This is a genomic window from Pseudomonas laurylsulfativorans, from assembly GCF_002906155.1.
Taxonomy (GTDB): domain Bacteria; phylum Pseudomonadota; class Gammaproteobacteria; order Pseudomonadales; family Pseudomonadaceae; genus Aquipseudomonas; species Aquipseudomonas laurylsulfativorans.
Genome location: NZ_MUJK01000005.1, coordinates 228363 through 249334, shown reverse-complemented (window position 1 = coordinate 249334; position 20972 = coordinate 228363). Strand labels below are relative to the sequence as shown.

22 protein-coding genes are annotated in these 20972 nt (G+C 60.6%); 6 read left to right on the top strand and 16 right to left on the bottom strand.

Features of this window, described 5'->3' with window-relative positions; all coding sequences use genetic code 11:
• Positions 1–87: 87 nt before the first annotated feature.
• The 3 genes from B0D71_RS17980 to phoB form a co-directional block, all read right to left on the bottom strand.
• Positions 88–1428: a hemolysin family protein gene (locus tag B0D71_RS17980; RefSeq protein ID WP_103395959.1), complete on the bottom strand. Its 1341-nt coding sequence runs from the start codon at positions 1426–1428 to the stop codon at positions 88–90.
• A 123-nt stretch (positions 1429–1551) separates the two neighbouring features.
• On the bottom strand, positions 1552–2838 hold the full coding sequence (phoR, locus tag B0D71_RS17975) for a phosphate regulon sensor histidine kinase PhoR (RefSeq protein WP_240635717.1): 1287 nt from the start codon (positions 2836–2838) through the stop codon (positions 1552–1554).
• 137 nt (positions 2839–2975) lie between these two features.
• Positions 2976–3665, bottom strand: a complete 690-nt coding sequence (gene phoB / locus B0D71_RS17970) for a phosphate regulon transcriptional regulator PhoB (protein ID WP_015097384.1) — start codon at positions 3663–3665, stop codon at positions 2976–2978.
• Between the two features lie 153 nt (positions 3666–3818).
• Here phoB and B0D71_RS17965 point away from each other — a divergent pair, with 153 nt between their 5' ends.
• Positions 3819–4202, top strand: a complete 384-nt coding sequence (locus B0D71_RS17965) for a COG4315 family predicted lipoprotein (RefSeq protein ID WP_103395957.1) — start codon at positions 3819–3821, stop codon at positions 4200–4202.
• Positions 4203–4257: 55 nt separating this feature from the next.
• Here B0D71_RS17965 and ubiA read toward each other — a convergent pair whose 3' ends face one another.
• Both ubiA and B0D71_RS17955 read right to left on the bottom strand, forming a co-directional pair.
• Complete coding sequence (gene ubiA / locus B0D71_RS17960; protein ID WP_103395956.1) at positions 4258–5148, bottom strand: 4-hydroxybenzoate octaprenyltransferase; 891 nt, start codon at positions 5146–5148, stop codon at positions 4258–4260.
• Complete coding sequence (locus tag B0D71_RS17955) at positions 5148–5687, bottom strand: chorismate--pyruvate lyase family protein (RefSeq protein WP_420825139.1); 540 nt, start codon at positions 5685–5687, stop codon at positions 5148–5150. Before B0D71_RS17955 ends, ubiA begins: the two co-directional genes overlap by 1 nt.
• 225 nt (positions 5688–5912) lie before the next feature.
• Here B0D71_RS17955 and B0D71_RS17950 point away from each other — a divergent pair, with 225 nt between their 5' ends.
• The 4 genes from B0D71_RS17950 (at position 5913) to B0D71_RS17935 (ending at position 8431) form a co-directional block, all read left to right on the top strand.
• Positions 5913–6080: a rubredoxin gene (locus B0D71_RS17950; protein WP_003177199.1), complete on the top strand. Its 168-nt coding sequence runs from the start codon at positions 5913–5915 to the stop codon at positions 6078–6080.
• A 22-nt stretch (positions 6081–6102) separates the two neighbouring features.
• Positions 6103–7251: an NAD(P)/FAD-dependent oxidoreductase gene (locus tag B0D71_RS17945; RefSeq protein ID WP_103395954.1), complete on the top strand. Its 1149-nt coding sequence runs from the start codon at positions 6103–6105 to the stop codon at positions 7249–7251.
• Between the two features lie 194 nt (positions 7252–7445).
• Positions 7446–7721 carry an HU family DNA-binding protein gene (locus tag B0D71_RS17940; RefSeq protein ID WP_003195589.1) on the top strand — a complete coding sequence of 92 codons (276 nt, stop codon included), beginning with the start codon at positions 7446–7448 and terminating at the stop codon, positions 7719–7721.
• Positions 7722–8059: 338 nt separating this feature from the next.
• Positions 8060–8431 (top strand): helicase, encoded by a 372-nt coding sequence (locus tag B0D71_RS17935; RefSeq protein WP_103395953.1) that lies wholly within the window; start codon positions 8060–8062, stop codon positions 8429–8431.
• Between the two features lie 156 nt (positions 8432–8587).
• Here the strand turns inward: B0D71_RS17935 and B0D71_RS17930 are convergent, their stop codons facing one another.
• From B0D71_RS17930 to exbB, 6 genes are all read right to left on the bottom strand, one after another.
• Positions 8588–9991, bottom strand: coding sequence for an aminoacyl-tRNA deacylase and HDOD domain-containing protein (locus B0D71_RS17930; RefSeq protein ID WP_103395952.1), 1404 nt, complete (start codon positions 9989–9991; stop codon positions 8588–8590).
• 78 nt (positions 9992–10069) lie between these two features.
• Positions 10070–12145, bottom strand: coding sequence for an ATP-dependent DNA helicase RecG (recG, locus tag B0D71_RS17925; protein WP_103395951.1), 2076 nt, complete (start codon positions 12143–12145; stop codon positions 10070–10072).
• A gap of 9 nt (positions 12146–12154) precedes the next feature.
• Entirely contained in the window at positions 12155–13084 is a 930-nt protein-coding gene (locus B0D71_RS17920) for a hydrogen peroxide-inducible genes activator (RefSeq protein WP_007975189.1), read from the bottom strand.
• Positions 13085–13276: 192 nt separating this feature from the next.
• The gene (locus B0D71_RS17910) at positions 13277–14026 is read right to left on the bottom strand and encodes a TonB family protein (protein ID WP_103395950.1); all 750 of its coding nucleotides are present in this window, start codon (positions 14024–14026) and stop codon (positions 13277–13279) included.
• Entirely contained in the window at positions 14023–14451 is a 429-nt protein-coding gene (exbD, locus tag B0D71_RS17905) for a TonB system transport protein ExbD (protein WP_103395949.1), read from the bottom strand. The genes B0D71_RS17910 and exbD overlap by 4 nt, the downstream gene beginning before the upstream one ends.
• Before the next feature lie 6 nt (positions 14452–14457).
• A complete protein-coding gene (gene exbB, locus B0D71_RS17900) occupies positions 14458–15414 on the bottom strand; it encodes a tonB-system energizer ExbB (RefSeq protein ID WP_103395948.1) in 957 nt (318 codons plus the stop codon).
• A gap of 188 nt (positions 15415–15602) precedes the next feature.
• On the opposite strand from exbB, the gene B0D71_RS17895 reads away from it, so the two are divergent.
• Positions 15603–16460, top strand: a complete 858-nt coding sequence (locus B0D71_RS17895) for an SDR family oxidoreductase (RefSeq protein WP_103395947.1) — start codon at positions 15603–15605, stop codon at positions 16458–16460.
• Positions 16461–16533: 73 nt separating this feature from the next.
• Here B0D71_RS17895 and B0D71_RS17890 read toward each other — a convergent pair whose 3' ends face one another.
• The 5 genes from B0D71_RS17890 to gmk form a co-directional block, all read right to left on the bottom strand.
• Positions 16534–17274 carry a hypothetical protein gene (locus B0D71_RS17890; protein ID WP_103395946.1) on the bottom strand — a complete coding sequence of 247 codons (741 nt, stop codon included), beginning with the start codon at positions 17272–17274 and terminating at the stop codon, positions 16534–16536.
• Positions 17275–17341: 67 nt separating this feature from the next.
• The gene (locus B0D71_RS17885) at positions 17342–17722 is read right to left on the bottom strand and encodes a RidA family protein (RefSeq protein ID WP_003229509.1); all 381 of its coding nucleotides are present in this window, start codon (positions 17720–17722) and stop codon (positions 17342–17344) included.
• Positions 17723–17746: 24 nt separating this feature from the next.
• Positions 17747–19852, bottom strand: coding sequence for a bifunctional GTP diphosphokinase/guanosine-3',5'-bis pyrophosphate 3'-pyrophosphohydrolase (gene spoT, locus B0D71_RS17880; protein ID WP_103395945.1), 2106 nt, complete (start codon positions 19850–19852; stop codon positions 17747–17749).
• 57 nt (positions 19853–19909) lie between these two features.
• Positions 19910–20173, bottom strand: a complete 264-nt coding sequence (rpoZ, locus tag B0D71_RS17875; protein WP_007921129.1) for a DNA-directed RNA polymerase subunit omega — start codon at positions 20171–20173, stop codon at positions 19910–19912.
• 167 nt (positions 20174–20340) lie between these two features.
• A complete protein-coding gene (gmk, locus tag B0D71_RS17870; RefSeq protein WP_095964337.1) occupies positions 20341–20961 on the bottom strand; it encodes a guanylate kinase in 621 nt (206 codons plus the stop codon).
• Between the last annotated feature and the right edge of the window lie 11 nt (positions 20962–20972).

Here is a 20972-nt window from a genome sequence, read left to right as displayed (position 1 = left end):
TCCATATACCGCGCAGTTGGGTTTACGACTGCTGCGCAGCCGAACGGGGGCAAGCCCCCTCGCCACAAAAGGCCCTTCAGCAGCAGATCAATCCAGCATCAACACCTTGGCCAGTACGATCTTCGGCCCTTTCATCTTCTTGATGATGATCCGCAGGCCTTCAACTTCCAGCACTTCTTCCTCTTCCGGAACGCGCTTGAGGCTCTCGTAGACCAGCCCTGCCAGGGTTTCGGCTTCGACGTGGTCGAGGTCGATGCCCAGCAGTCGCTCAACCTTGAACAGTGGTGTATCGCCTCGCACCAGCAGCTTGCCCGGCTGATACGCGAGGATCCCGCGTTCGGCCTTGCGGTGTTCGTCCTGAATGTCGCCTACCAGCACTTCCAGCACGTCTTCCATAGTCAGGTAGCCGATGATGTTGCCGTCGGCCTCTTCGACCACGGCGAAGTGCGAGCCACCCTTGCGGAACTGCTCCAGCAACTGCGACAGCGGCATGTGCCGCGACACGCGTTCCAGCGGGCGGGTCAGTTCGGCTAGGTTGAACGACTCGGGAATATGGTCAAGCGCCGCCAGCTCCAGCAGCAGATCCTTGATGTGCAGCAGGCCGACGAACTCCTGGCGTTCGCTGTCGTACACAGGGTAGCGGCTGAATTTATGGCGACGGAACATCGCCAGGATCTGCTTGAGCGGTGCGTTGAACTCCAGGGTCACCAGGTCTTCGCGGGAGTTGGCCCAGTCGACCACTTCCAGTTCACCCATTTCCACTGCCGAGGCCAATACACGCATGCCTTGGTCGCTCGGGTCCTGACCGCGGCTGGAGTGCAGAATCAGTTTCAGCTCTTCACGGCTGTAGTGATGCTCGTGATGCGGGCCGGGCTCACCTTGCCCCGCAATGCGCAGGATGGTGTTGGCACTGGCGTTGAGCAGGTAGATGGCCGGGTACATGGCCCAGTAGAACAGGTACAGCGGCACGGCGGTCCACAGCGACAGCAATTCGGGTTTGCGAATCGCCCAGGATTTGGGGGCCAGTTCGCCGACCACGATGTGCAGGTACGAAATGATGAAGAACGCGGTGAAGAACGAGATGCCTTTGACCACTTCGGCCGATTGCACGCCAACCGCGCTCAACAGCGGCTCAAGAATGTGGGCAAACGCGGGTTCACCGACCCAGCCCAAGCCAAGGGAGGCGAGGGTGATACCCAATTGGCAGGCCGACAGGTAAGCATCGAGCTGGCTGTGCACGGTACGCAGGATGTGCCCGCGCCAGCCGTTTTTGTCAGCGATGGCTTCGACCCGGGTCGAGCGCAGTTTGACCATGGCAAATTCCGCCGCAACGAAAAATCCGTTGAGCAAAACCAGGATCAGAGCAAAAAGAATCATGCCGAAGTCGGCGAAAATTGTAGCGAGGGTCAAGCCAGGGGAAGGGTCCATGATGGAGTTTTGCGGGTTCCGTGTATTCGAAAGGGAAGAAAAATCCGCACCTGAAAGGCAGGCACAAGTCAGCCAATGTAGCGGCTGACCGGCCAGTTGCCTAGTGGCGCGTGCTGGCCGGTATCAATCGGCGGTGCTGATAACCCGGGATTTGGTGACCTGAGCGGGGGCAAAGTGGCAGGTAAAGGTACTGCCGTGGCCCGGTACGCTGCTGATTTCCATCCGTGCCCGATGTCGTAACAAAACGTGTTTGACGATCGCGAGCCCCAGGCCGGTGCCGCCGGTGTTGGAGTTGCGGCTGGAGTCGACGCGATAGAAGCGTTCGGTCAGGCGCGGCAAGTGTTTGTTATCGATGCCGATCCCGGAATCCTGCACGCTCAGGTGCGCGCCCTGGTCATCGCCCCACCAGCGAATGCGGATGTTGCCTTCGGCCGGGGTGTATTTCACCGCGTTGAACACCAGGTTGGAAAACGCGCTGCGCAACTCCGCCTCGCTGCCCTTGAGCAGAATCGTTGGGTCGGCTTCCAGAGTGATGCGCTGGTTTTTCTGTCCAGACAACTGCTGAGCATCGCTCTTGATCGATTGCAGCAAGCCGTCGATCGGCACCGGCTGGTTGTCCGACGGATAATCGGTGGCTTCCAGCTTGGCCAGCAGCAACAGGTCGTTGAGCAAGGTTTGCATGCGTCCGCCTTGTTGCTGCATCTGCTGCAAGGCCCGGCTCCAGCGCGGGTTCACCTCGTCGACGTTATCGAGCAGGGTTTCCAGGTACCCGCAGATCACCGTCAGCGGTGTGCGCAGTTCATGGGAAACGTTGGCGATGAAATCTTTGCGCATTTGTTCAAGCTGATGGATGCGCGTCACATCGCGCACCAGCATCAAGTGTTCGTTGTTGCCATAACGGGTGATGTACAGCTGGATGCGCACGCGGTCGTTGGTCGGCGAAGGGATTTCCAGCGGCTCGGCGTAACTGTCTTGCTCGAAGTATTCCTTGAAGCGCGGATGGCGCACCAGGTTGGTCACCGGTTGGCCGCTGTCCTGTGGCGTCTTGAGGCCCAGCAGGGTTTCAGCGGCACGGTTCCACCATTCCAGATTGCCGTCGCTGTCGAGCATGATCACCGCGTCTTTCAGTGCGGCGGTGGACTCCTGAACCCGGTCGATCACCGCTTGCAGGCGCCCGCGTACCCGTTGGTCGCGGCGTTGCAGGTGATAGATGCTGTCGAACACCTCGCCCCACAGGCCGTAGCCGTCGGGTGGTGCTTCATCGGGTTTGTGCAGGCGCAGCCACTCGTGCAGACGCAGCAATTGCTTGAGGGTCCAGGCCAGGTAAAGAGCCAGGCCTGCGGCGAGGCTCCAGCCGTAGTAGCCGGTGATCAGGCCGATCACCAGGCAGGCGGTGACCAGCAGCAGCATGTGGCGAATCAAGGTGCCATGCCAGTTTTGGTTCACGAGTCGTCCTTAACGCAGCTTCAAGATTCAAGCTGCAAGCCGCAAGTCAGAGCGGCGGTGTTTCTGCTCGCCGCTTTTAAGCTTGTAGCTTGCCGCTGCATTCATGCCTTGGTAGAAAAGCGGTAACCGGTGCCGCGCACGGTTTGTACCAGATTTTCGTATGCATCGCCGAGGGCTTTGCGCAGGCGTCGAATGTGTACGTCAACGGTGCGCTCCTCGACATAGACGTTGCCGCCCCAGACCTGATCCAGCAACTGGCCACGCGTGTAGGCGCGCTCCTGGTGGGTCATGAAGAATTGCAGCAGGCGGTATTCGGTCGGGCCCATCTCGGCAGGACGGCCGTCGATGGTCACGCGGTGGCTGATCGGGTCCAGCAACAGGCCGCCGACTTCGATCGGCGCTTCGCCATCGGTCGGGCCTGTGCGGCGCAGCACGGCTTTCAAGCGCGCCACCAGCTCGCGGGGGGAAAACGGCTTGGTGATGTAGTCATCGGCGCCGACTTCCAGGCCCTGGATCTTGTTGTCCTCTTCACCCTTGGCGGTGAGCATGATGATCGGGATGTCCCCGGTCAGCTCATCACGCTTGAGACGACGGGCCAGTTCGATGCCGGACGTGCCGGGCAGCATCCAGTCGAGCAGGATGAGGTCCGGTTTGCGGTCGACGATAATGGCGTGGGCCTGCTGGGAGTTTTCAGCCTCCAGGCAGTCATAGCCGGCCATTTCCAATGCAACGGCGATCATTTCGCGAATAGGCGCTTCGTCGTCGACGATCAGAATGCTCCTGCCAACCATGCCCTTAATCCTCTTGTCATTTAACTGTCTTGCGCCGCATTAGATAACGGAATTATTGCAGTCGTGTGACAGTATTTTAGTTGGCCGGCGATTGGCTGGATCCTGGACTAAGCTCTAAGTCCGAATCCTGACAACCGCAAAAGGAAGGTTTCCATGAACTGCATTGCTCAATCCTGGAAGGCTTTGCTGGTCACTGCTGCGTTAACGCTGCCGACGCTGGCTTTTGCCGCCGACCCGGCGATGATGAAAGACGGCATGATGGTCGATCACAAGGGCATGACTGTGTACACGTTCGACAAGGACGCGAGCGGCAAGTCGATGTGCAACGGCGACTGCGCCAAATACTGGCCGCCAATGATGGCGCCGGAAGGTGCCAAGGCCGAAGGTAAATGGACAGTCATCAAGCGTGACGATGGCAAGATGCAATGGGCCTATGACGGCAAGCCGCTGTACTACTACGAGGACGATAAAAAACCCGGAGACATGACGGGTGACAAGAAAAAAGATGTCTGGCATGTCGTTCGCGAGCATATGTAGGCCACTACAACGATCGTCCGAATGCCTTTTAGCCTTCGGACGACCCTTTCAATCCTCAGCGCAACGCGTAATCCAGCACAATCCCGACAAAAATCGCCAACCCGGCCCAGTGGTTGTGCAAAAACGCCTTGAAGCAACGCATCCGGTCCTTTCCTCGGGTGTACCAGAACTCCCACGCAAAGCAGCCCGCCGCCACCAGTAATCCGAGGTGGAACCAGCCACCAAGGCCGAACTTCGACCCCGCCAGCAACAGGCAGCCCAGCGCCAGCCCTTGCAGGGTCAGGATGATCGCCCGATCCGCGTCGCCGAACAGGATTGCCGTGGATTTGACGCCGATCTTCAGGTCGTCATCGCGGTCGGTCATCGCGTAATACGTGTCGTAACCCACGGTCCACATCAGGTTGGCGATCCACAGTAGCCATGCGGCAGCCGGCAACTCACCGGTTTCTGCGGTGAATGCCATCGGCATCCCCCATGAAAACGCGGCGCCCAACACCACTTGCGGGTAATAGGTATAGCGCTTCATGAAGGGATAACTGAACGCCAGCGCCAAGCCACCCAATGACAACCAGATCGTCGCGGCATTAGTGCACAGCACCAGCAGGAAGCTCACGCCCATCAGCAACGCGAAGAACACCAGGGCTTCTTTCGAACTGATCTTGCCGCTGACCAATGGCCGCTGCTCGGTACGCTTCACATGACCATCGACCTTGCGGTCCGCCCAGTCGTTGATCACGCAGCCACCAGCGCGGGTCAGCACCACGCCGAGGACGAAAATCACGATATTGGCCAGTGACGGTGAACCCTTGCCGGCAATCCACAGCGCCCACAGCGTCGGCCACAGCAGCAGGTAAATGCCGATCGGCTTGTCCATGCGGGTCAACTGAATGAAGTCCCAGGCCCGAGGGTTCAAGCGGTTCAAAGACTTGAGCAGGCTTTGGTACATCAGCGGTTCTCCGATTGGGCGCGGACGGCATTCCATAGGGTCGGCAGGAAAATTTCGGCCACCAGCACGCTCAGTGCACCGCGGTCAAAGCGTGAACGGCGGCCCCATAACTCCGGCGCCTGCACCTCGTCCGGCAGCCACGCTTGAGGGTAATGACACACCTCGATGGCCCGGCGCTGAAAGGCTTGATCGCAAAACAGCAATTCACCCAACGAGCGGCTGCCCAATTCGTCCATGTGCAAGCCGTCACCCTGCAATGCACTGCGTGCCGCGACGCTGCGGGCAAACACCAAGGCTTCACCATGGCCGCGCAAGTAGACCTCGCGGACCCAGCCTTCGCTGCCTTCGGCCAGATCCAGCGCTGCACATTCGTCGGCGCGCAAGGGCTGCCAGCCTTCGAACAACGGCGTGACGCTGAAAGCATCATTCGTCAGATGAATAAGGCGTCTGGTCAGCGAGCCATTATCGAACAACCAGTCGAGGATAGACGTGTCGGGGAGGGGCGTCAGCTGGCTTTGAGGGAGCCAGAGCGGGGGCATGGAGGGGGATTCTGTGTGTTGCACAATGAGTCATTATTGGCAGCAAATGAGGCGGCGAGCTTAACATGTCAGCCACCGATATTGATTGAAATGGCCCGCCGTTACGCCGAACAGACTTGCATCTGCCCGGCCCCATCAGTACAAAACGCCCTGAGCCGGACGGCAGCGCTGCAACCATCGACCGTTCGCGCCGGCAAAACGCCTGAACCCTGAGGAAGTACCTGTATGAAAAAGTGGCAATGTATCGTCTGCGGCCTGATCTACAACGAAGCCGACGGTTGGCCGGATGACGGCATTGCGCCGGGCACTCGTTGGGAAGACGTCCCGGCAGACTGGCTGTGCCCGGACTGTGGTGTGGGAAAAATGGATTTCGAAATGATCGAAATCAACTAATCCAGAACAAGAGGAGTCAGGAATGAACGCACCTGTGGTCATCGTGGGAACCGGGCTGGCTGGCTACAACGCCGCCCGCGAGTTTCGCAAACTCGACAGCGAAACTCCGCTGCTGCTGATTACCGCCGATGACGGGCGTTCCTACTCCAAGCCGATGCTCTCCACCGGTTTCGGTAAAAACAAGGATGCCGACGGCCTGAGCATGGCCGAACCCGGCGCCATGGCCGAGCAACTCAAGGCCGAAATACGCACCCACACTCGCATCAGCGGCATCGATCCGGGCCACAAACGCTTGTGGATCGGCGAAGAAGCGGTGGTCTATCGCGACCTGATCCTGGCCTGGGGCGCCGAAACCGTGCGCGTGCCCATTGAAGGCGACGCGGCGGATTGCGTGTTCCCCATCAACGACCTGGAAGACTACGCACGTTTTCGCGCGGCAGCCGCCGGCAAGCGCCGCGTGCTGTTGCTCGGCGCCGGCCTGATCGGCTGCGAGTTCGCCAACGACCTGACCCTGGGCGGCTACGAAGTGCAGCTGGTTGCGCCGTGCGAACAAGTCATGCCGACCCTGCTGCACCCGGCGGCAGCGGCGGCGGTGCAGGCTGGCCTTGAAAGCCTCGGCGCACGCTTCCACCTCGGGCCGGTGCTCAATCGCCTGCAGCGCGTGGTGGACGGCCTCGAAGCGCACCTGTCCGATGGCCAGGTGATCCCGTGCGATGTGGTGGTCTCGGCCATTGGCCTGCGTCCACGCATTGACCTCGCGGCTGCGGCCGGTCTGCAGGTCAATCGCGGCATCGTGGTCGACAGGCACCTGAAAACCTCTCACGCCAACATCTACGCCCTTGGCGACTGTGCCGAAGTCGACGGGCTGAATCTGCTGTACGTGATGCCCCTGATGAGCTGTGCGCGAGCGCTGGCGCAAACCCTCGCCGGCAACCCGACCGCCGTCACCTATGGCCCGATGCCGATCACCGTCAAAACTCCGGTCTGCCCGTTGGTGGTGTCCCCGCCGCCACGAGGCACAGAGGGCATCTGGACCGTCGAAGGGCAGGGTGCCGACATCAAGGTTTTATGCCGTGATGCCGCGGGCAAGCTGCTCGGTTATGCCCTCACCGGTGCCGCCGTGATGGAAAAACTGGCCCTGAACAAAGAGCTTCCGGCCCTGCTGGCATAAATACCGGTCGTTCTGTCGGAATCACCCCCCTTTTGCCCTAACAAAGGCCGCGCCGATACTGGCGCGGGGCCTCACTGCGTGCCATCCTCACTCCCGTCTGCCGCAGAGTAGAGCATCTGCGGCGCTTTTGGCGCTGCTCCGCAGAGGGCAGCACGGACATAACAACAACAAACCGTCAAAGGGGCTTCACTCACATGCGTAAACCAGACCTCGCTGCAGCCATTGCTGAAAAAGCAGACCTCACCAAAGAACAAGCCAACCGCGTTCTCAACGCCGTTCTTGAAGAAATCACCGGTGCCCTGCACCGCAAAGACAGCGTGACGCTGGTGGGCTTCGGCACCTTCCTGCAACGCCATCGCGGTGCCCGCACCGGCAAAAACCCGCAAACCGGTGAACCCGTCAAAATCAAGGCCAGCAACACCGTTGCGTTCAAGCCAGGTAAGTCGTTGAAAGACAGCGTTAATCCGTAATACGTATTCACCTCCCGCTTAGCGGGGGAGTGAAATAAAAAATGGGCACGCCAACCAGGGTTGGGTGCCCATTTTTTGTGGATGACGAATCAGCCGAGCCCGCATTGTTGCTTGGCGAGAATCGCCGCCATTTCCGGTTCATCCAGATGATCCGATTTGTTTTTTCAGGTGCAGAACTGGCATGTGGAGAGGCTGAAGTGATTTGCGGATAATTGTGACCTGGTAGTCATCGTGCAGGTAATGGTAATGATCTTCTTCTAATGCAGCTGGATACTGGTGTTCTCCTCTGAAGCCGTTAAACTGCCAAAGCCGTTCATTTTCCTCTTGAGGCTGTGCGCATGAAATTTCGTTTTCTGCTGTGGATGCTGGGTTTGTTGATGGGCAAGGCCAGCCGGACCAATCCGGCTTTTCAGCAGCAGTTGGGTGACAAGGACCTGGTGTTTCAGCTGCAGACCCTGGACGGGAAAGTGGCGCGGAATTTCCGCGTGAAGGACCAGCGCATCACCAGTCAATCGGGTGTGCATGCCGAGCCTGCATTTGCGATTGCCTTTAAGGACGCGGCTTATGGCTTTGCCACGATGCAGGCGAAGAACAAGCAGTTGGCATTCATGACGGGGATTCAGGACAAGTCGATCCAGATCAAGGGCAACCCGGCGCTGGTGATCTGGTTCCAGGGGCTGACCAAGTATTTGAAGCCGAAGAAGGCGTAGGAGCGGGCTTGCTCCGGGCGGCGTTCCGACGAGAAACTCAAGTACCTCCGGGTTTATCCAGGATGCACGCGTCATCGTTGACGACTTTCGCGAGCGAGCTCGCTCCTACAGGGTTTTGGTGATCCTTGTGGGAGCGAGTCTGCTCGCGATTGCTTTTCAGCCTTGAGTGAATTGCGAGGCAAGTTCGCGCAGCAGCACTTCGGCTTCCAGAACTTTGCTGACCACGTCGTTGGCTTTTTCGCGGCTCAGGCCGAGGCGTTCCAGCAGTACGTCAGGGATGTCTTCGTCCGGACCGGAGCCGATGCCGCGGCTGCGCAGCAGGCGCACCGACAGGCACACCAGGTTCGGGTATTCGGCGTAGGCGCCGTCGTAGGCCGGGTCGTGCTGGAAGCGCAGGGCGGTGGCCAGTTCTTCGGGCATGTCCCAGTAGCGCATCAGCCACGATCCGATCTGTTCACGGCTGATGCCCAGTAGGTGCTGTTCCACGAAGCTGTGGCACAGGTGCGGGTTGACCTCCAGGTGGCGGCAGATCAGCGAGAAGTGCGGCGGGAACACGTGGGCCAGCAGCAGGTAGCCGAAATTGTGCAGTAGGCCGGCCAGGTAGGTCAGGCCGGCTTCCGGACGCTGGGCGCGCGGCATGGCGCGGGTCAGGCCTTCGATGACGGCGGCGGTGTAGATCGATTGCTGCCAGTACGGCGTGGAGTGCTGCGGGTGGTCCTTGGGCAGGCTCAGGGTTTTGCCCAGGGCCAGGCCCAGCGCCAGGTTGATCACCAGGTCGAAGCCCAGCACGCGAACGATGGCGTCTTCCACTGAACGTATTTTGCCCGGTGAGGCGTAGTACGGGGATGCCGCCCAGCTCACGACTTGTGCAGCCAGCGCCGGGTCGGTTTCGACCACGCCGGTGATGTCATCGATGGTGGCGTTGGGGTCGACGCGCAGCTTGATGATTTTCTGTGCGGTTTCAGCCAGCGGCGGAATTTCGATGGTCGCTTCCAGTCGTTGCTGGATGCGTCGTGCGGTGAATGCTTGAACGGCCTGGCTGATTTCCTGGCGGTCATCATCAGGGCGATCAAGGTTCGGACGAATGCTGCTCAGGTTTTCGCCGAAATTGGCGGCACTGGCCTTGGTCAGCATGGTCGTCTTGAAGTCTTCGCTGGAGATTTCCAGCAGCACGCCCGGCTCACCGGAGTTGATCAGCAACTTCGGCTCGCGCAGCAGGCTTTCGTCGTACAGGCACGGTGAGCTGGTCAGCGCCGGCAGGCCCGGCAGCAAGCTGAGATTGTGCTTGCCGAGCATTTTTGTCAGGCGTTCGGTCGGTACGGCGGTGAGGCGGCGACCGGTGAGTTCAGTGAGACGATTGAGGTCCAGCAATTGGCTCTGCGGGAACAGCACCATCAACGCGCCCACGCTGTCATCCAGCAGAACGGCCTGCACTTTGCGTGCGGCATTGAGGCCGTGATGGTCCAGCACTTCTTCGTAGGCGATGCCAAACTTGCCCAGCATCAGCCGAATAACCGACGGAGCGTGCGGGGTGTCGGGTGCGAAGGCAACTTCGGTCATGGTCTGTATCCGGACTAAAACAGTTGCAGGAGTATAACCAGCTTGTTTGGGGCCACGCCTCTGAAACTGTGACGGTTGTCACACTTGGCCGTATTGTTGGCCATGACGCAGCCAACGGTCGAGTAGCGGGCTGACATGAGTTGGCCAGCGCTCGAGTAATGCCTGGGCGGCATCCCGTACGGCGGGCAGCAAATCGGCATCGCGCATCAGGTCAGCGACCTTGAACTGAAGCAGGCCGGTTTGCCGGGTACCGAGCATCTCACCGGGACCACGCAGTTCCAGATCCTTTTCGGCGATGACGAAACCATCGTTGGTTTCGCGCATGATGCCCAGGCGCTGACGGCCGATCTGTGACAGTGGTGGATGGTAGAGCAGCACGCAATGGCTGGCGGCGCTGCCCCGGCCGACCCGGCCACGCAACTGGTGCAGTTGCGCCAAGCCCAGGCGCTCGGGGTTCTCGATGATCATCAGGCTGGCGTTGGGCACGTCCACGCCCACTTCGATCACCGTGGTAGCAACCAGCAGTTGCAGGTTGCCGGCCTTGAATTCGGCCATCACCGCGGCTTTTTCCACAGGTTTCATGCGGCCGTGGATCAACCCGACCTTCAATTCGCCGAGGGCGGCCGTGAGGTCTTCAAAGGTGGTTTCGGCGGCCTGGCAGGTCAGCTCTTCCGACTCTTCGATCAGCGTGCACACCCAATAGGCCTGACGCCCTTCGGCGCAAGCACTGCGCACTCGCTCAATGACTTCGACCCGCCGGGTGTCGGTGATCAGCACGGTGTTGACCGGGGTTCGGCCGGGGGGCAATTCATCGAGGATGGAGGTGTCGAGGTCGGCGTAGGCGCTCATGGCCAGCGTGCGCGGAATCGGCGTGGCGGTCATGATCAGCTGATGCGGGCACATGCGCCCGCCAACGCCTTTCTGCCGCAAGGCCAGGCGTTGCTGTACGCCGAAACGGTGCTGTTCGTCGATGATCACCAACGCCAGGTTCTTGAATTGCACTTCATCCTGGAACAGCGCGTGGGTGCCGACCACCATCGGTGTGCCGTTGGCGATTTGCTCCAGCGCGGCCACGCGGTTCTTGCCCTTGAGCTTGCCGGCCAGCCATGCGACTTCGATGCCCAGCGGTTCGAGCCAGCGTTTGAAGGTGATGAAATGCTGCTCGGCGAGAATCTCGGTGGGCGCCATCAGGGCAACCTGATAACCGGCCTCCAACGCTTGCAGCGCGGCAAGGGCGGCGACCACGGTTTTACCGGCGCCGACGTCACCCTGGATCAGCCGCAGCATTGGTTCGTGCTGGCTGAGATCGTAAGCGATTTCGTTGCCTACCCGTTGCTGGGCGCCGGTGGGGTTGAAGCCGAGGTTGGCCAGGTACTTGGCCGGCAGCTTCGAGGCTTTGGGCATTGCCGGTGCGCGCAGGGAGCGCATGCTTTCGCGCAGGCGCTGTTGTGACAGTTGATGGGTCAGCAGTTCTTCGAAGGCCAGGCGGTGCTGCGCCCAGTGGTGACCGAGGGCCAGCTCATCGACGTCGGCATCGGCGGGCGGGTTGTGCAAATAGCGGATCGCATCCGCCAGCGGCGCCAGCTGGTAGTCCCGGGCCAGTTCGTTCGGCAGCCAGTCGGGCAGGCTGCTGGGGCCGAGCAAGGTGAGGGTCTGCATGCACAGCTGGCGCAAACGCTGTTGGGTCAGGCCTTCGGTGAGCGGGTACACCGGTGTCAGGGTTTCATCCACGGGCGGCGGTTCGTCGCCGGTGATGGCGCGGTATTCCGGGTGGTAGATCTCAAGCCCCGAAGCACCAGGCCGCGCCTCGCCGTAGCAGCGAATCCGCGTACCGCGTTTGAGGCCTTCTTTCTGCGCGTTGCTGAAATGGTAGAAGCGCAAGCTGAGTCCGCCGGTGCCGTCCTGCAAGCGCACCACGAGGCTGCGACGACGACCCATGACCACATCGGCACCGCTGACGGTGCCTTCGATGACCGCGTCCTGTCCGGGCCGCAATGCGCCAATCGGGACCACGCGGGTGCGGTCCTGGTATCGCAGCGGCAGGTGAAACAACACGTCCTGGAGATTCTCCAGGCCGACCTTGGCCAGTTTCTCGGCCATGGCTTCACCGACACCCTTGAGTGCCGTCACCGACACTTGCGACAACTCGCTCATGACCGTTTCTTAGCCCGCAGCGACCTGTGCCGCTGGCTTGGCCACCGAGCACAGGCGAATGGAGTCGGCGAGGATTTCAATCGCCTTCGGGCGTGGGAAGCTGGCGCGCCAGGCAATGGCCACGGTGCGGAAAGGTACTGGTGCCGAGAGTGGACGCACTTCAATTACGCCAGGGGCGTAGTGATGGCTGTCGACTGCCGACAACGGCAGGATCGATATCCCAAGGCCAGAGGCGACCATGTGGCGGATGGTTTCCAGGGAACTGGATTCCACCGTGGTGTGCTTAGCGCCGTCGTTGCCTTTGGTCAGGGTCGGGCAGGCTTCCAGTACCTGATCGCGGAAGCAGTGACCTTCGCCGAGCAGCAGCAGGCTCTTGTCGTTGAGCAGGCTGGCGTCGATGGACTCTTTTTGCGTCCATGGGTGCTGGGCCGGCATCAGCACGTAGAACGGCTCGTCGTAGAGTTGCAGGGTCAGCACGTCGGCTTCGCTGAACGGCAGGGCGATGATGATCGCATCGAGTTCGCCGTTACGCAGTTTGTCGCGTAGCACGTGGGTGAAGTTTTCTTCGATGTACAACGGCATCTGCGGGGCGACCCGGTGCAATTGTGGAATCAGGTGCGGGAACAGGTATGGCCCGACGGTATAGATCGCGCCGACTTTCAGCGGGGCGGTCAGTTGGTTCTTGCCGGCTTGGGCCAGTTCGCGGATGCCCTGGGCTTGTTCGAGCACTTTTTGAGCCTGGGCGACGATGCCTTCGCCGACCGGAGTCAGGCGCACGGCGCTTTTGCTGCGCTCGAAAATCAGCACACCGAGTTCGTCTTCAAGCTTTTTCACGCCCACCGAAAGGGTCGGCTGACTGACGTGGCAACGCTCGGCCGCGTGGCCGAAGTGCTGCTCTTGGGCGAGGGTAACGATGTAGCGTAATTCTGTGAGGGTCATAGCAAGCGTCCATGAAGTTGCGGGCCAAGCATACCGGCTGCAATCGATAGACGCACGTTATCAGACTGGGTGCTTGTAGGGGCGAGCTTGCTCGCGATAAACCTGACACCACCGCGGGGTGTCAGACTCGCCGCATTATCGTTGGCGACCATCGCGAGCAAGCTCGCTCCTACAAAGGGCTGCGCGACGTTTTTAGCGTCGGCGCTTTTCCAGCGAATACACAAAGGGTGCAACGATTTCGATAGAGCCATTGGTCAGCATATCGGCTGGTGGCTTGGGCAGAGGTTGGGCGCGGCGGATCATTTCCAGGGTGGCCCGGTCCAGATCGGCAGTGCCCGAGGCACCTACCAGCTCAAACGACAGCACATTGCCTTCGGCGTCCACGACGAAACGCAAACGGTTCATGCCTTCCTTGCCCCGCGCCTGTGCACTGGCCGGGTACTTCTTGTACTTCTGCAGGTGCGCCAGCAGTGTGCCTTGCCAACTGGCCTTGGCCGCCAGTTGAGCCGGCGAAGGGCCTGGCGCAGGCTGGGCGGATTTCTCCGTTGGCGCCTGAGTCTGCTGCGTTTCGGCAGGTTTCTCTTCGGCCGGTTTTTCCTTCGGTGGATCAGGTTTCTTCTCTACCGGTTTGGGCGGCTGCGGCTTCGGCTTGGGTTTGACTGGCTTGGGCACGGCAATTTCAGCTTTAGGCGCTTCAGCGAGCTTGGGTATCGGCAGTTCTTCAACCGGGGCCGGTGGCTGCGGCGGAGTGACGACCTTCGGCGGAGCAGGCGGTGGCGGGGCAGGAACCGGTGCCAGTTCGACCAGCATTGCCTGGGGAGGCAATTCGATGGGCGGACGGGCGGACCAGTTCAGCGCCAGCGCGATGGCCAGCGCGTGAACACCCAGCACCACGGCCAGGCTACCGCTGTAACGCGTCAGCTTATGGCGCGTCGTGATCATTTCTTGACTGCCGACTCGAGACCGACCAGACCCACTTTCAGGTAGCCGGCAGAACGCAGGTTATCCATCACGCTCATCAGGTCACCGTAATCCACGCCTTTGTCAGCCTGGAAGAAGATCGTCGTGTCTTTCTTGCCCTGGGTCCTGGCGTCGAGCGTGGCGCCGAGTGCTTCGGCCTTCACTTCGTCTTCGCCGAGGAACAGGCGCTGGTCAGCCTTGACGCTGAGGAACACCGGTTTCTCTGGCCGCGGCGCCGGTTTGGCGGTGGAGGCGGGCAGGTCGACCTTGATGTCCACGGTGGCCAGCGGGGCCGCCACCATGAAGATGATCAGCAGCACCAGCATCACGTCGATGAACGGCGTGACGTTGATTTCGTGGTTTTCGGACAGATCGTCGTCTGCCCCTTCTTTCAAATGCAGGCCCATGGCCGATTACCCCACTTTCACCATGTGCGGTTGCGAGCTGCGCTCAGGCTGGTGGTCGAGGTCGCGGCTGACCAGCAGCAGTACCTGTGCCGACGCGTCAGACACCTGAGCCTTGTAACCGGCGATGGAGCGGGCAAAGACGTTGTAGATCACGACCGCAGGGATCGCTGCAACCAGGCCCAGCGCGGTGGCCAGCAGGGCTTCGGCGATGCCGGGAGCGACGACGGCGAGGTTGGTGGTCTGGGTTTTGGCAATGCCGATGAAGCTGTTCATGATGCCCCACACGGTGCCGAACAGGCCGACGAACGGTGCGGTGGAACCAATGGTCGCCAGTACGCCGGTGCCGCTGCTCATGTTGCGACCGCAGGCCGCGACCAAGCGCTCAAGACGGAAGCTGACGCGTTCCTTGATGCCTTCTTTTTCACGGCTGTTGACCGACAGGCGCATCTCTTCGAGCGCATCATGTACCAGCAGGTTGGCCAGGGTACCTTCCTTCGCCGCGGTGGCGCTGGCTTCCTTGAGGGAGGCGGATTTTTTCAGTTGGGCGATTTCACCGCGCAGACGACGCTTGGCGCCCATCAGCTCAAGACCCTTGGCGATCCAGATGGTCCAGGTGATGATCGAGGCGATGGCCAGGCCGATCATCACGATTTTCACAATGATGTCGGCATTCTGGTACATGCCCCACGGCGACAGGTCATGGGCCATGCCCAGGGTGTTGTCGGCTTCGAGGACTTCAGGGACGTCTTCACCCAGCGCTTCTACCGGTGCGGCCTGGGCCGGATCGGCGGCCGGGGCAGCGTGATCGGCTGGAGCCGGTGCGGTGGCGGCCGGTGTGGCTGGCGCCTGGGCATCAGCGAAAGCGGCGACTGGCGCGAGCATCAGGCTGAGGAGCAGGGCGGCCACTGCGCTCCAGGCGCGAGGTCGTTTGGTTGGCGAAGCGGGGAATTGATTGCGTGTCATGCTGGCCGGACCTGAGAGAATAAACGGGTGATGTTCTTCCAGGCCTCGAAGGGCCGAGAACAAAAGTGGCGCGTATTATTGCAAGTAATTCTTGTTAACAGAAGTAATAGAGTCTCTTTTTTTCCTGCATTGCTAGCCGCCTGTCTATTGCCGGCGCTAGTCTGTGGCTTTGCGATGGGAGTTTTCTGATGTCTGCGCCTACTGTTTTGATCGCCGGCTGCGGTGATGTCGGCAGCCGCCTTGCCACACAATTGCTGGCGGCGGGATGGGAGGTACATGGCCTGCGACGCGATGTTTCTCGCCTGCCCGAAGGCGTCATCGGCGTTGCCGGTGATTTGTTCAACAAAGACTGCCCGGCCACTTGGCCAATCGGTGCCGTGGATTACCTGGTGTACTGCGCGGCGGCCACCGATCACGACGAAGCCGGTTACCGTGCTGCCTATGTCCAGGGCCTGGAGCATGTGCTGGAGTGGCTTAACGACTATGGGCAGGTGCCCAATCGCCTGCTGTTCGTCTCCAGCAGCAGTGTTTACGGGCAGCAGGAAGGCGAGTGGGTCGACGAAGCTTCGCCGACGGTGGCGGCGGGCTATTCCGGACGTGTGATGCTAGAAGCCGAGCAACTCGCGCTCAAGAGCAGTATCCCGGCCAGTGTGGTGCGTTTGACCGGCATTTACGGCCCTGGCCGTGAATGGCTGCTGACGCAGGTGCGCCGGGGTTATCGTGTGGCGGTCGAGCCACCGTTGTATGCCAACCGGATTCATGCGGACGATGCCGCAGGGTTGATGGCGTGCCTGCTTGAGGCGGATCGACGTGGCGTGGCGCTGGATGATGTCTACATCGGCGTCGATGACGAGCCGGCAGCGCTGGCGGATGTGGTGGGCTGGTTGCGCGGGTATCTGGGTGTGACCGAATGGGACGACGACGCCACCGTACGTCGCACTGGCAGCAAGCGCTGCAGCAATGCGCGCGCAAAAGCCTTGGGCTGGACGCCGAAGTATCCGAGTTTTCGCGAGGGGTATGCGGCGATTCTGGAAGGTCGCTGCTGACGTTCAGGCACTCTGAAACAACTGTGGGAGCAAGCTCGCTCCCACACTGTTTTGTGGTGCTTTTAACGGGCGCTTATTGCTTTTCCAGCAGCCACTTGCGCTCGCCCGGCGTAAACGAAGGCATCTCGTCCGCCTGCGCTGTGTTCACGGCCTGGAAAATCTCCAGCTCCTTGCCCTTGCGCGCAAAGATCCAGGCGTTGCCCTGGCCATTGAGTTGCAGCCACATGTTGTCGTTGCCGCCGCTCATGGATGCGCAATCGCCCGCCAGGCACAGCGCATAGCGATCGCTACCCGGCAAGCCGGTCACCTGGCCGTCGGCCTGGAATTGAACCGTGCTGCCTTCGCCGGGGCCGCTGGCGATAGTCCAGCCGCCGCCCAGGTAGGCTGAATACAGTGCACGTTCGAAACTGGCACCGATCGGAGCGCCCTCCGGCACCGGGACCTGAGTGCGGTCGAAGACCTGTTCGGGCTCGTTGTCGCTGGCGGACTGGCTCAGTTGCTTGCCGTCGCGCTTCAGCTCACTGGCCGAGCTGCCATAAAAGTCGACTTTCCAGGTGCCGGATTCTTCACCCAGCAGCTTGCCGTCGACGTTTTCAAAACCGTTGGTGTAGCGGGCCTGACCGGCCTTGGTGTTGATATCCCATTCCAGGTTCGGGCCATAGGCCTGGAGCGCTTCGCGCAGGGGGACACCTTTGGCGGCAGCATCGATCGCCACCTGGTTGATCCAGGTGCCGCTGATATCACGGTCGGCAGGGTTGCTGGCACATCCGCCCAGGAACAGGGCGAGCAGCGAGAGAACAAGCGCGTTGCGCATGGTGGAATCCTTTCAAGCTTTCTTTACAGCAGAGCAGTCGGCGCAGCCCGGGGCTGCGCCGTACGCATTACTCGATGACCAGGATGGCATCCATTTCAACCTGCGAACCCTTTGGCAGGGCTGCTACGCCGATGGCGGCGCGAGCAGGGTAAGGCTGGTCGAAGTACTTGCCCATGATCTCGTTGACCTTGGCGAAGTGGCTCAGATCGGTGAGGAAGATGTTCAGCTTGACGATGTCCTTGAACGAACCACCAGCGGCTTCAGCTACGGCCTTGAGGTTCTCGAACACCTGGACGGTCTGGGCTTCGAAGCCTTCAACCAGTTCCATGGTTTTTGGGTCCAGGGGAATCTGACCCGACATGTAAACGGTGTTGCCAGCCTTGATCGCCTGGGAGTAAGTACCGATGGCGGCCGGGGCCTTGTCGCTGGTGATAACAGTCTTGGTCATGTATGACTCCTTGTAAGGACGGGCTTAGGCGCGCATGCGGGTGATGCGGATCACCCCGGTCAGGGCGCGCAGTTTCTTGATCACGCGGGCCAGGTGCACACGGTCGTGTACGCTGACCACCAGTTGGACCACGCTGATGCGACCATCGCGTTCGTCCATGCTGATTTTCTCGATGTTGCCGTCGGCGGCGTTGACGCTGCTGGCCAGCAGGGCGATCAGGCCACGCTGGTGCTCCAGCTCGACGCGTAGCTCGACGTTGAATTCGCCGGTGACATCCTTGGCCCACGAGAGCTGAATGCATTTTTCCGGGTTGTGGCGGATCTCGCTGATATTGCGGCAGTTGTCCAGGTGCACGACCATGCCTTTGCCGGCGGACAAGTGGCCGACAATCGGGTCGCCCGGGATCGGCGTGCAACACTTGGCGTAGCTGAGCACCAGGCCTTCGGTGCCGCGAATCGCCAGCGGGCCTTCAGGGCTTGGCAGCTGTTCGCCTTCGCCCAGCAACCGGCGGGCCACCACATAGGCCATGCGATTGCCCAGGCCGATGTCTTCCAGTAAGTCTTCGATCAGTTCCAGGCGGTACTCGACGAGCATGGCCTTGACGCGCTCGGCCGGGATTTTCTCCAGCGCGCTGTCGAAACCGTTGAGGACCTTGTTCAGCAGGCGCTCGCCGAGGCTGATGGATTCGGAGCGGCGTTGCAGTTTCAGTGCGTGGCGAATGTGCGTGCGCGCCTTGCCGGTGACCACGAAATTGAGCCAGGCCGGGTTCGGCCGAGCGCCGGGGGCACTGACGATCTCGACCGTGGAACCGCTTTGCAGTGGCTCGGACAGCGGCGCGAGTCGACGATTGATCCGGCAGGCAATGCAGCTGTTGCCCACGTCGGTGTGCACCGCGTAAGCGAAGTCGACCGCCGTGGAGCCTTTGGGCAGCTCCATGATCCGGCCTTTTGGCGTGAAGACGTAGACCTCGTCCGGGAACAGGTCGATCTTCACACTCTCGATGAATTCCAGCGAGTTGCCAGCGCGTTGCTGCATTTCCAGCACGCCTTTGACCCACTGGCGGGCGCGGGCATGAGTGCCTTTGGGCTGTTCGTCACCGCTGGACTTGTAGAGCCAATGGGCGGCGATGCCGTTGTTGGCCATTTCTTCCATTTCGCGGGTGCGGATCTGGATCTCGATCGGCACGCCGTGCATGCCGAACAGCGTGGTGTGCAGCGACTGATAGCCGTTGGCCTTGGGGATCGCGATGTAATCCTTGAAGCGTCCCGGCAATGGTTTGTACAAATTATGTACAGCACCCAGCACGCGGTAGCAGGTATCGACCTTGTCGACGATAATCCGGAACGCATAGACGTCCATGATCTCGTTGAAGGCTCGACGCTTGCCGCGCATTTTCTTGTAGATGCCGTAGAGGTGTTTCTGGCGACCGCTGACCTCGCCCTGGATGCCGTCGATGGCCAGGCAGTGGCTCAAGGACTCTTCGATCTTGTTGACGATTTCCTTGCGATTGCCCCGGGCGCGCTTGACGGCCTGGTAGATGCGCGCGGAACGCATTGGGTGCATGGCCTTGAAGCCGAGGTCTTCGAATTCTATGCGGATGGCGTGCATGCCCAGCCGGTTGGCGATGGGTGCATAGATTTCCAGGGTTTCCTTGGCGATGCGGCGGCGTTTTTCGCCGGACAACACTTCCAGGGTGCGCATGTTGTGCAGGCGGTCGGCCAGCTTGACCAGGATCACACGAATGTCGCGTGCCATGGCCATGGCCATTTTCTGGAAGTTTTCGGCCTGGGCTTCGGCCTTGGTCTCGAAGTTCATCTGGGTCAGTTTGCTGACCCCGTCGACCAATTCGGCCACGGTTTCGCCGAACTGCGCTTGCAGCGCTTCCTTGGCAATCCCGGTGTCTTCGATCACGTCATGCAGCATCGCGGCCATCAGGCTCTGATGGTCCATGTGCATGTCGGCAAGAATGTTCGCAACCGCGAGTGGGTGCGTTACGTACGCCTCGCCGCTACGGCGGCGTTGGCCGTCGTGGGCTTGTTCGGCGTAGAAATACGCTCGGCGGACCAGGTTGACCTGGTCTTTGCCGAGGTAGGTCGATAAGCGATCGGCGAGGGCGTCTATGCTCGGCATGATATCTCCTGCCGTAAGCTTTTATCCCGCGCCGTGCTACGTCGACCAGGCATAGGCTTAGACGGCCTCGTTGGACTCGTCCTCGAATGCAGCAAAAAGCGGTTCATCTTCAACGATTTCGGCTTCGGCGATAGCTGCGTAGTCGATCAGGCCTTCAGCGATTTCGCGCAGGGCGACAACGGTAGGCTTGTCATTTTCCCATGCTACTTTCGGCTCTTTGCCGCCGGTGGCCAGTTGACGGGCACGCTTGGTAGAGAGCATGACCAGCTCAAAGCGGTTATCCACGTGTTCTAGGCAGTCTTCAACGGTTACGCGGGCCATGGTCTTCCTCGTAGCAAATGCAATATGCGCGCTGCCCGGATGGGCGAGCGGACTCAACAGTTTAAAAAATCACCAGCGATTAGGGAAGCGCTGATTTTTTGACCAAGCCCTTCAACGCGCTGCAAGTGCCAATGTAAAGCCCTTGCAGCAGTTTTGGGAAGAGCTGATTAACCGAGCAATTCAGCGAGCAATTTGCCGTGACGCTGCTGCTGGCGCTTCTGGATCAGCTGATTGGCGCGGAAAATCGCCTTCAGATCGTGCAGCGCGTGGGCGAAATCGTCGTTGATGATCAGGTAGTCGTAGTCGACATAGTGGCTCATCTCGCTGACGGCTTCACGCATGCGACCGTCGATGATCTCGTCGCTGTCCTGGCCGCGATTGGTCAGGCGCTGGTGCAGGGCCTGCAATGACGGCGGCAGAATGAAGACCGAGCGGGCCTGAGGCATCAGCTTGCGCACTTGCTCGGCACCTTGCCAGTCGATTTCCAGAATCAGGTCGTGGCCTTCGTCCAGGGTTTGCTGCAGGTGGCTTTGCGAGGTGCCGTAGAGGTTGCCGAACACTTCGGCGCGCTCGAGGAAGTCCCCGTGCTCGATCATCTTCACGAACTCGCTGCGGTCGACGAAGTGATAGTTCACGCCATTCACTTCACCGGGGCGCATGGCGCGGGTGGTGTGGGAGACCGAGACGCGGATCTCCGGATTGGCGTCGGTCAGGGCCTTGACCAGGCTGCTCTTGCCCGCGCCCGAAGGGGCGGAAATGATGTACAGGGTGCCAGTGCTGTGGGTCATGTCGGGGTTGC

Coding starts and splice junctions, on each gene's coding strand:
- B0D71_RS17980 (WP_103395959.1), bottom strand. CDS start 1,428: ATGGACCCTTCCCCTGGCTTGACCCTCGCTACAATTTTCGCCGACTTC.
- phoR (WP_240635717.1), bottom strand. CDS start 2,838: ATGCTGCTGCTGGTCACCGCCTGCCTGGTGATCGGCCTGATCACCGGC.
- phoB (WP_015097384.1), bottom strand. CDS start 3,665: ATGGTTGGCAGGAGCATTCTGATCGTCGACGACGAAGCGCCTATTCGC.
- B0D71_RS17965 (WP_103395957.1), top strand. CDS start 3,819: ATGAACTGCATTGCTCAATCCTGGAAGGCTTTGCTGGTCACTGCTGCG.
- ubiA (WP_103395956.1), bottom strand. CDS start 5,148: ATGTACCAAAGCCTGCTCAAGTCTTTGAACCGCTTGAACCCTCGGGCC.
- B0D71_RS17955 (WP_420825139.1), bottom strand. CDS start 5,687: ATGCCCCCGCTCTGGCTCCCTCAAAGCCAGCTGACGCCCCTCCCCGAC.
- B0D71_RS17950 (WP_003177199.1), top strand. CDS start 5,913: ATGAAAAAGTGGCAATGTATCGTCTGCGGCCTGATCTACAACGAAGCC.
- B0D71_RS17945 (WP_103395954.1), top strand. CDS start 6,103: ATGAACGCACCTGTGGTCATCGTGGGAACCGGGCTGGCTGGCTACAAC.
- B0D71_RS17940 (WP_003195589.1), top strand. CDS start 7,446: ATGCGTAAACCAGACCTCGCTGCAGCCATTGCTGAAAAAGCAGACCTC.
- B0D71_RS17935 (WP_103395953.1), top strand. CDS start 8,060: ATGAAATTTCGTTTTCTGCTGTGGATGCTGGGTTTGTTGATGGGCAAG.
- B0D71_RS17930 (WP_103395952.1), bottom strand. CDS start 9,991: ATGACCGAAGTTGCCTTCGCACCCGACACCCCGCACGCTCCGTCGGTT.
- recG (WP_103395951.1), bottom strand. CDS start 12,145: ATGAGCGAGTTGTCGCAAGTGTCGGTGACGGCACTCAAGGGTGTCGGT.
- B0D71_RS17920 (WP_007975189.1), bottom strand. CDS start 13,084: ATGACCCTCACAGAATTACGCTACATCGTTACCCTCGCCCAAGAGCAG.
- B0D71_RS17910 (WP_103395950.1), bottom strand. CDS start 14,026: ATGATCACGACGCGCCATAAGCTGACGCGTTACAGCGGTAGCCTGGCC.
- exbD (WP_103395949.1), bottom strand. CDS start 14,451: ATGGGCCTGCATTTGAAAGAAGGGGCAGACGACGATCTGTCCGAAAAC.
- exbB (WP_103395948.1), bottom strand. CDS start 15,414: ATGACACGCAATCAATTCCCCGCTTCGCCAACCAAACGACCTCGCGCC.
- B0D71_RS17895 (WP_103395947.1), top strand. CDS start 15,603: ATGTCTGCGCCTACTGTTTTGATCGCCGGCTGCGGTGATGTCGGCAGC.
- B0D71_RS17890 (WP_103395946.1), bottom strand. CDS start 17,274: ATGCGCAACGCGCTTGTTCTCTCGCTGCTCGCCCTGTTCCTGGGCGGA.
- B0D71_RS17885 (WP_003229509.1), bottom strand. CDS start 17,722: ATGACCAAGACTGTTATCACCAGCGACAAGGCCCCGGCCGCCATCGGT.
- spoT (WP_103395945.1), bottom strand. CDS start 19,852: ATGCCGAGCATAGACGCCCTCGCCGATCGCTTATCGACCTACCTCGGC.
- rpoZ (WP_007921129.1), bottom strand. CDS start 20,173: ATGGCCCGCGTAACCGTTGAAGACTGCCTAGAACACGTGGATAACCGC.
- gmk (WP_095964337.1), bottom strand. CDS start 20,961: ATGACCCACAGCACTGGCACCCTGTACATCATTTCCGCCCCTTCGGGC.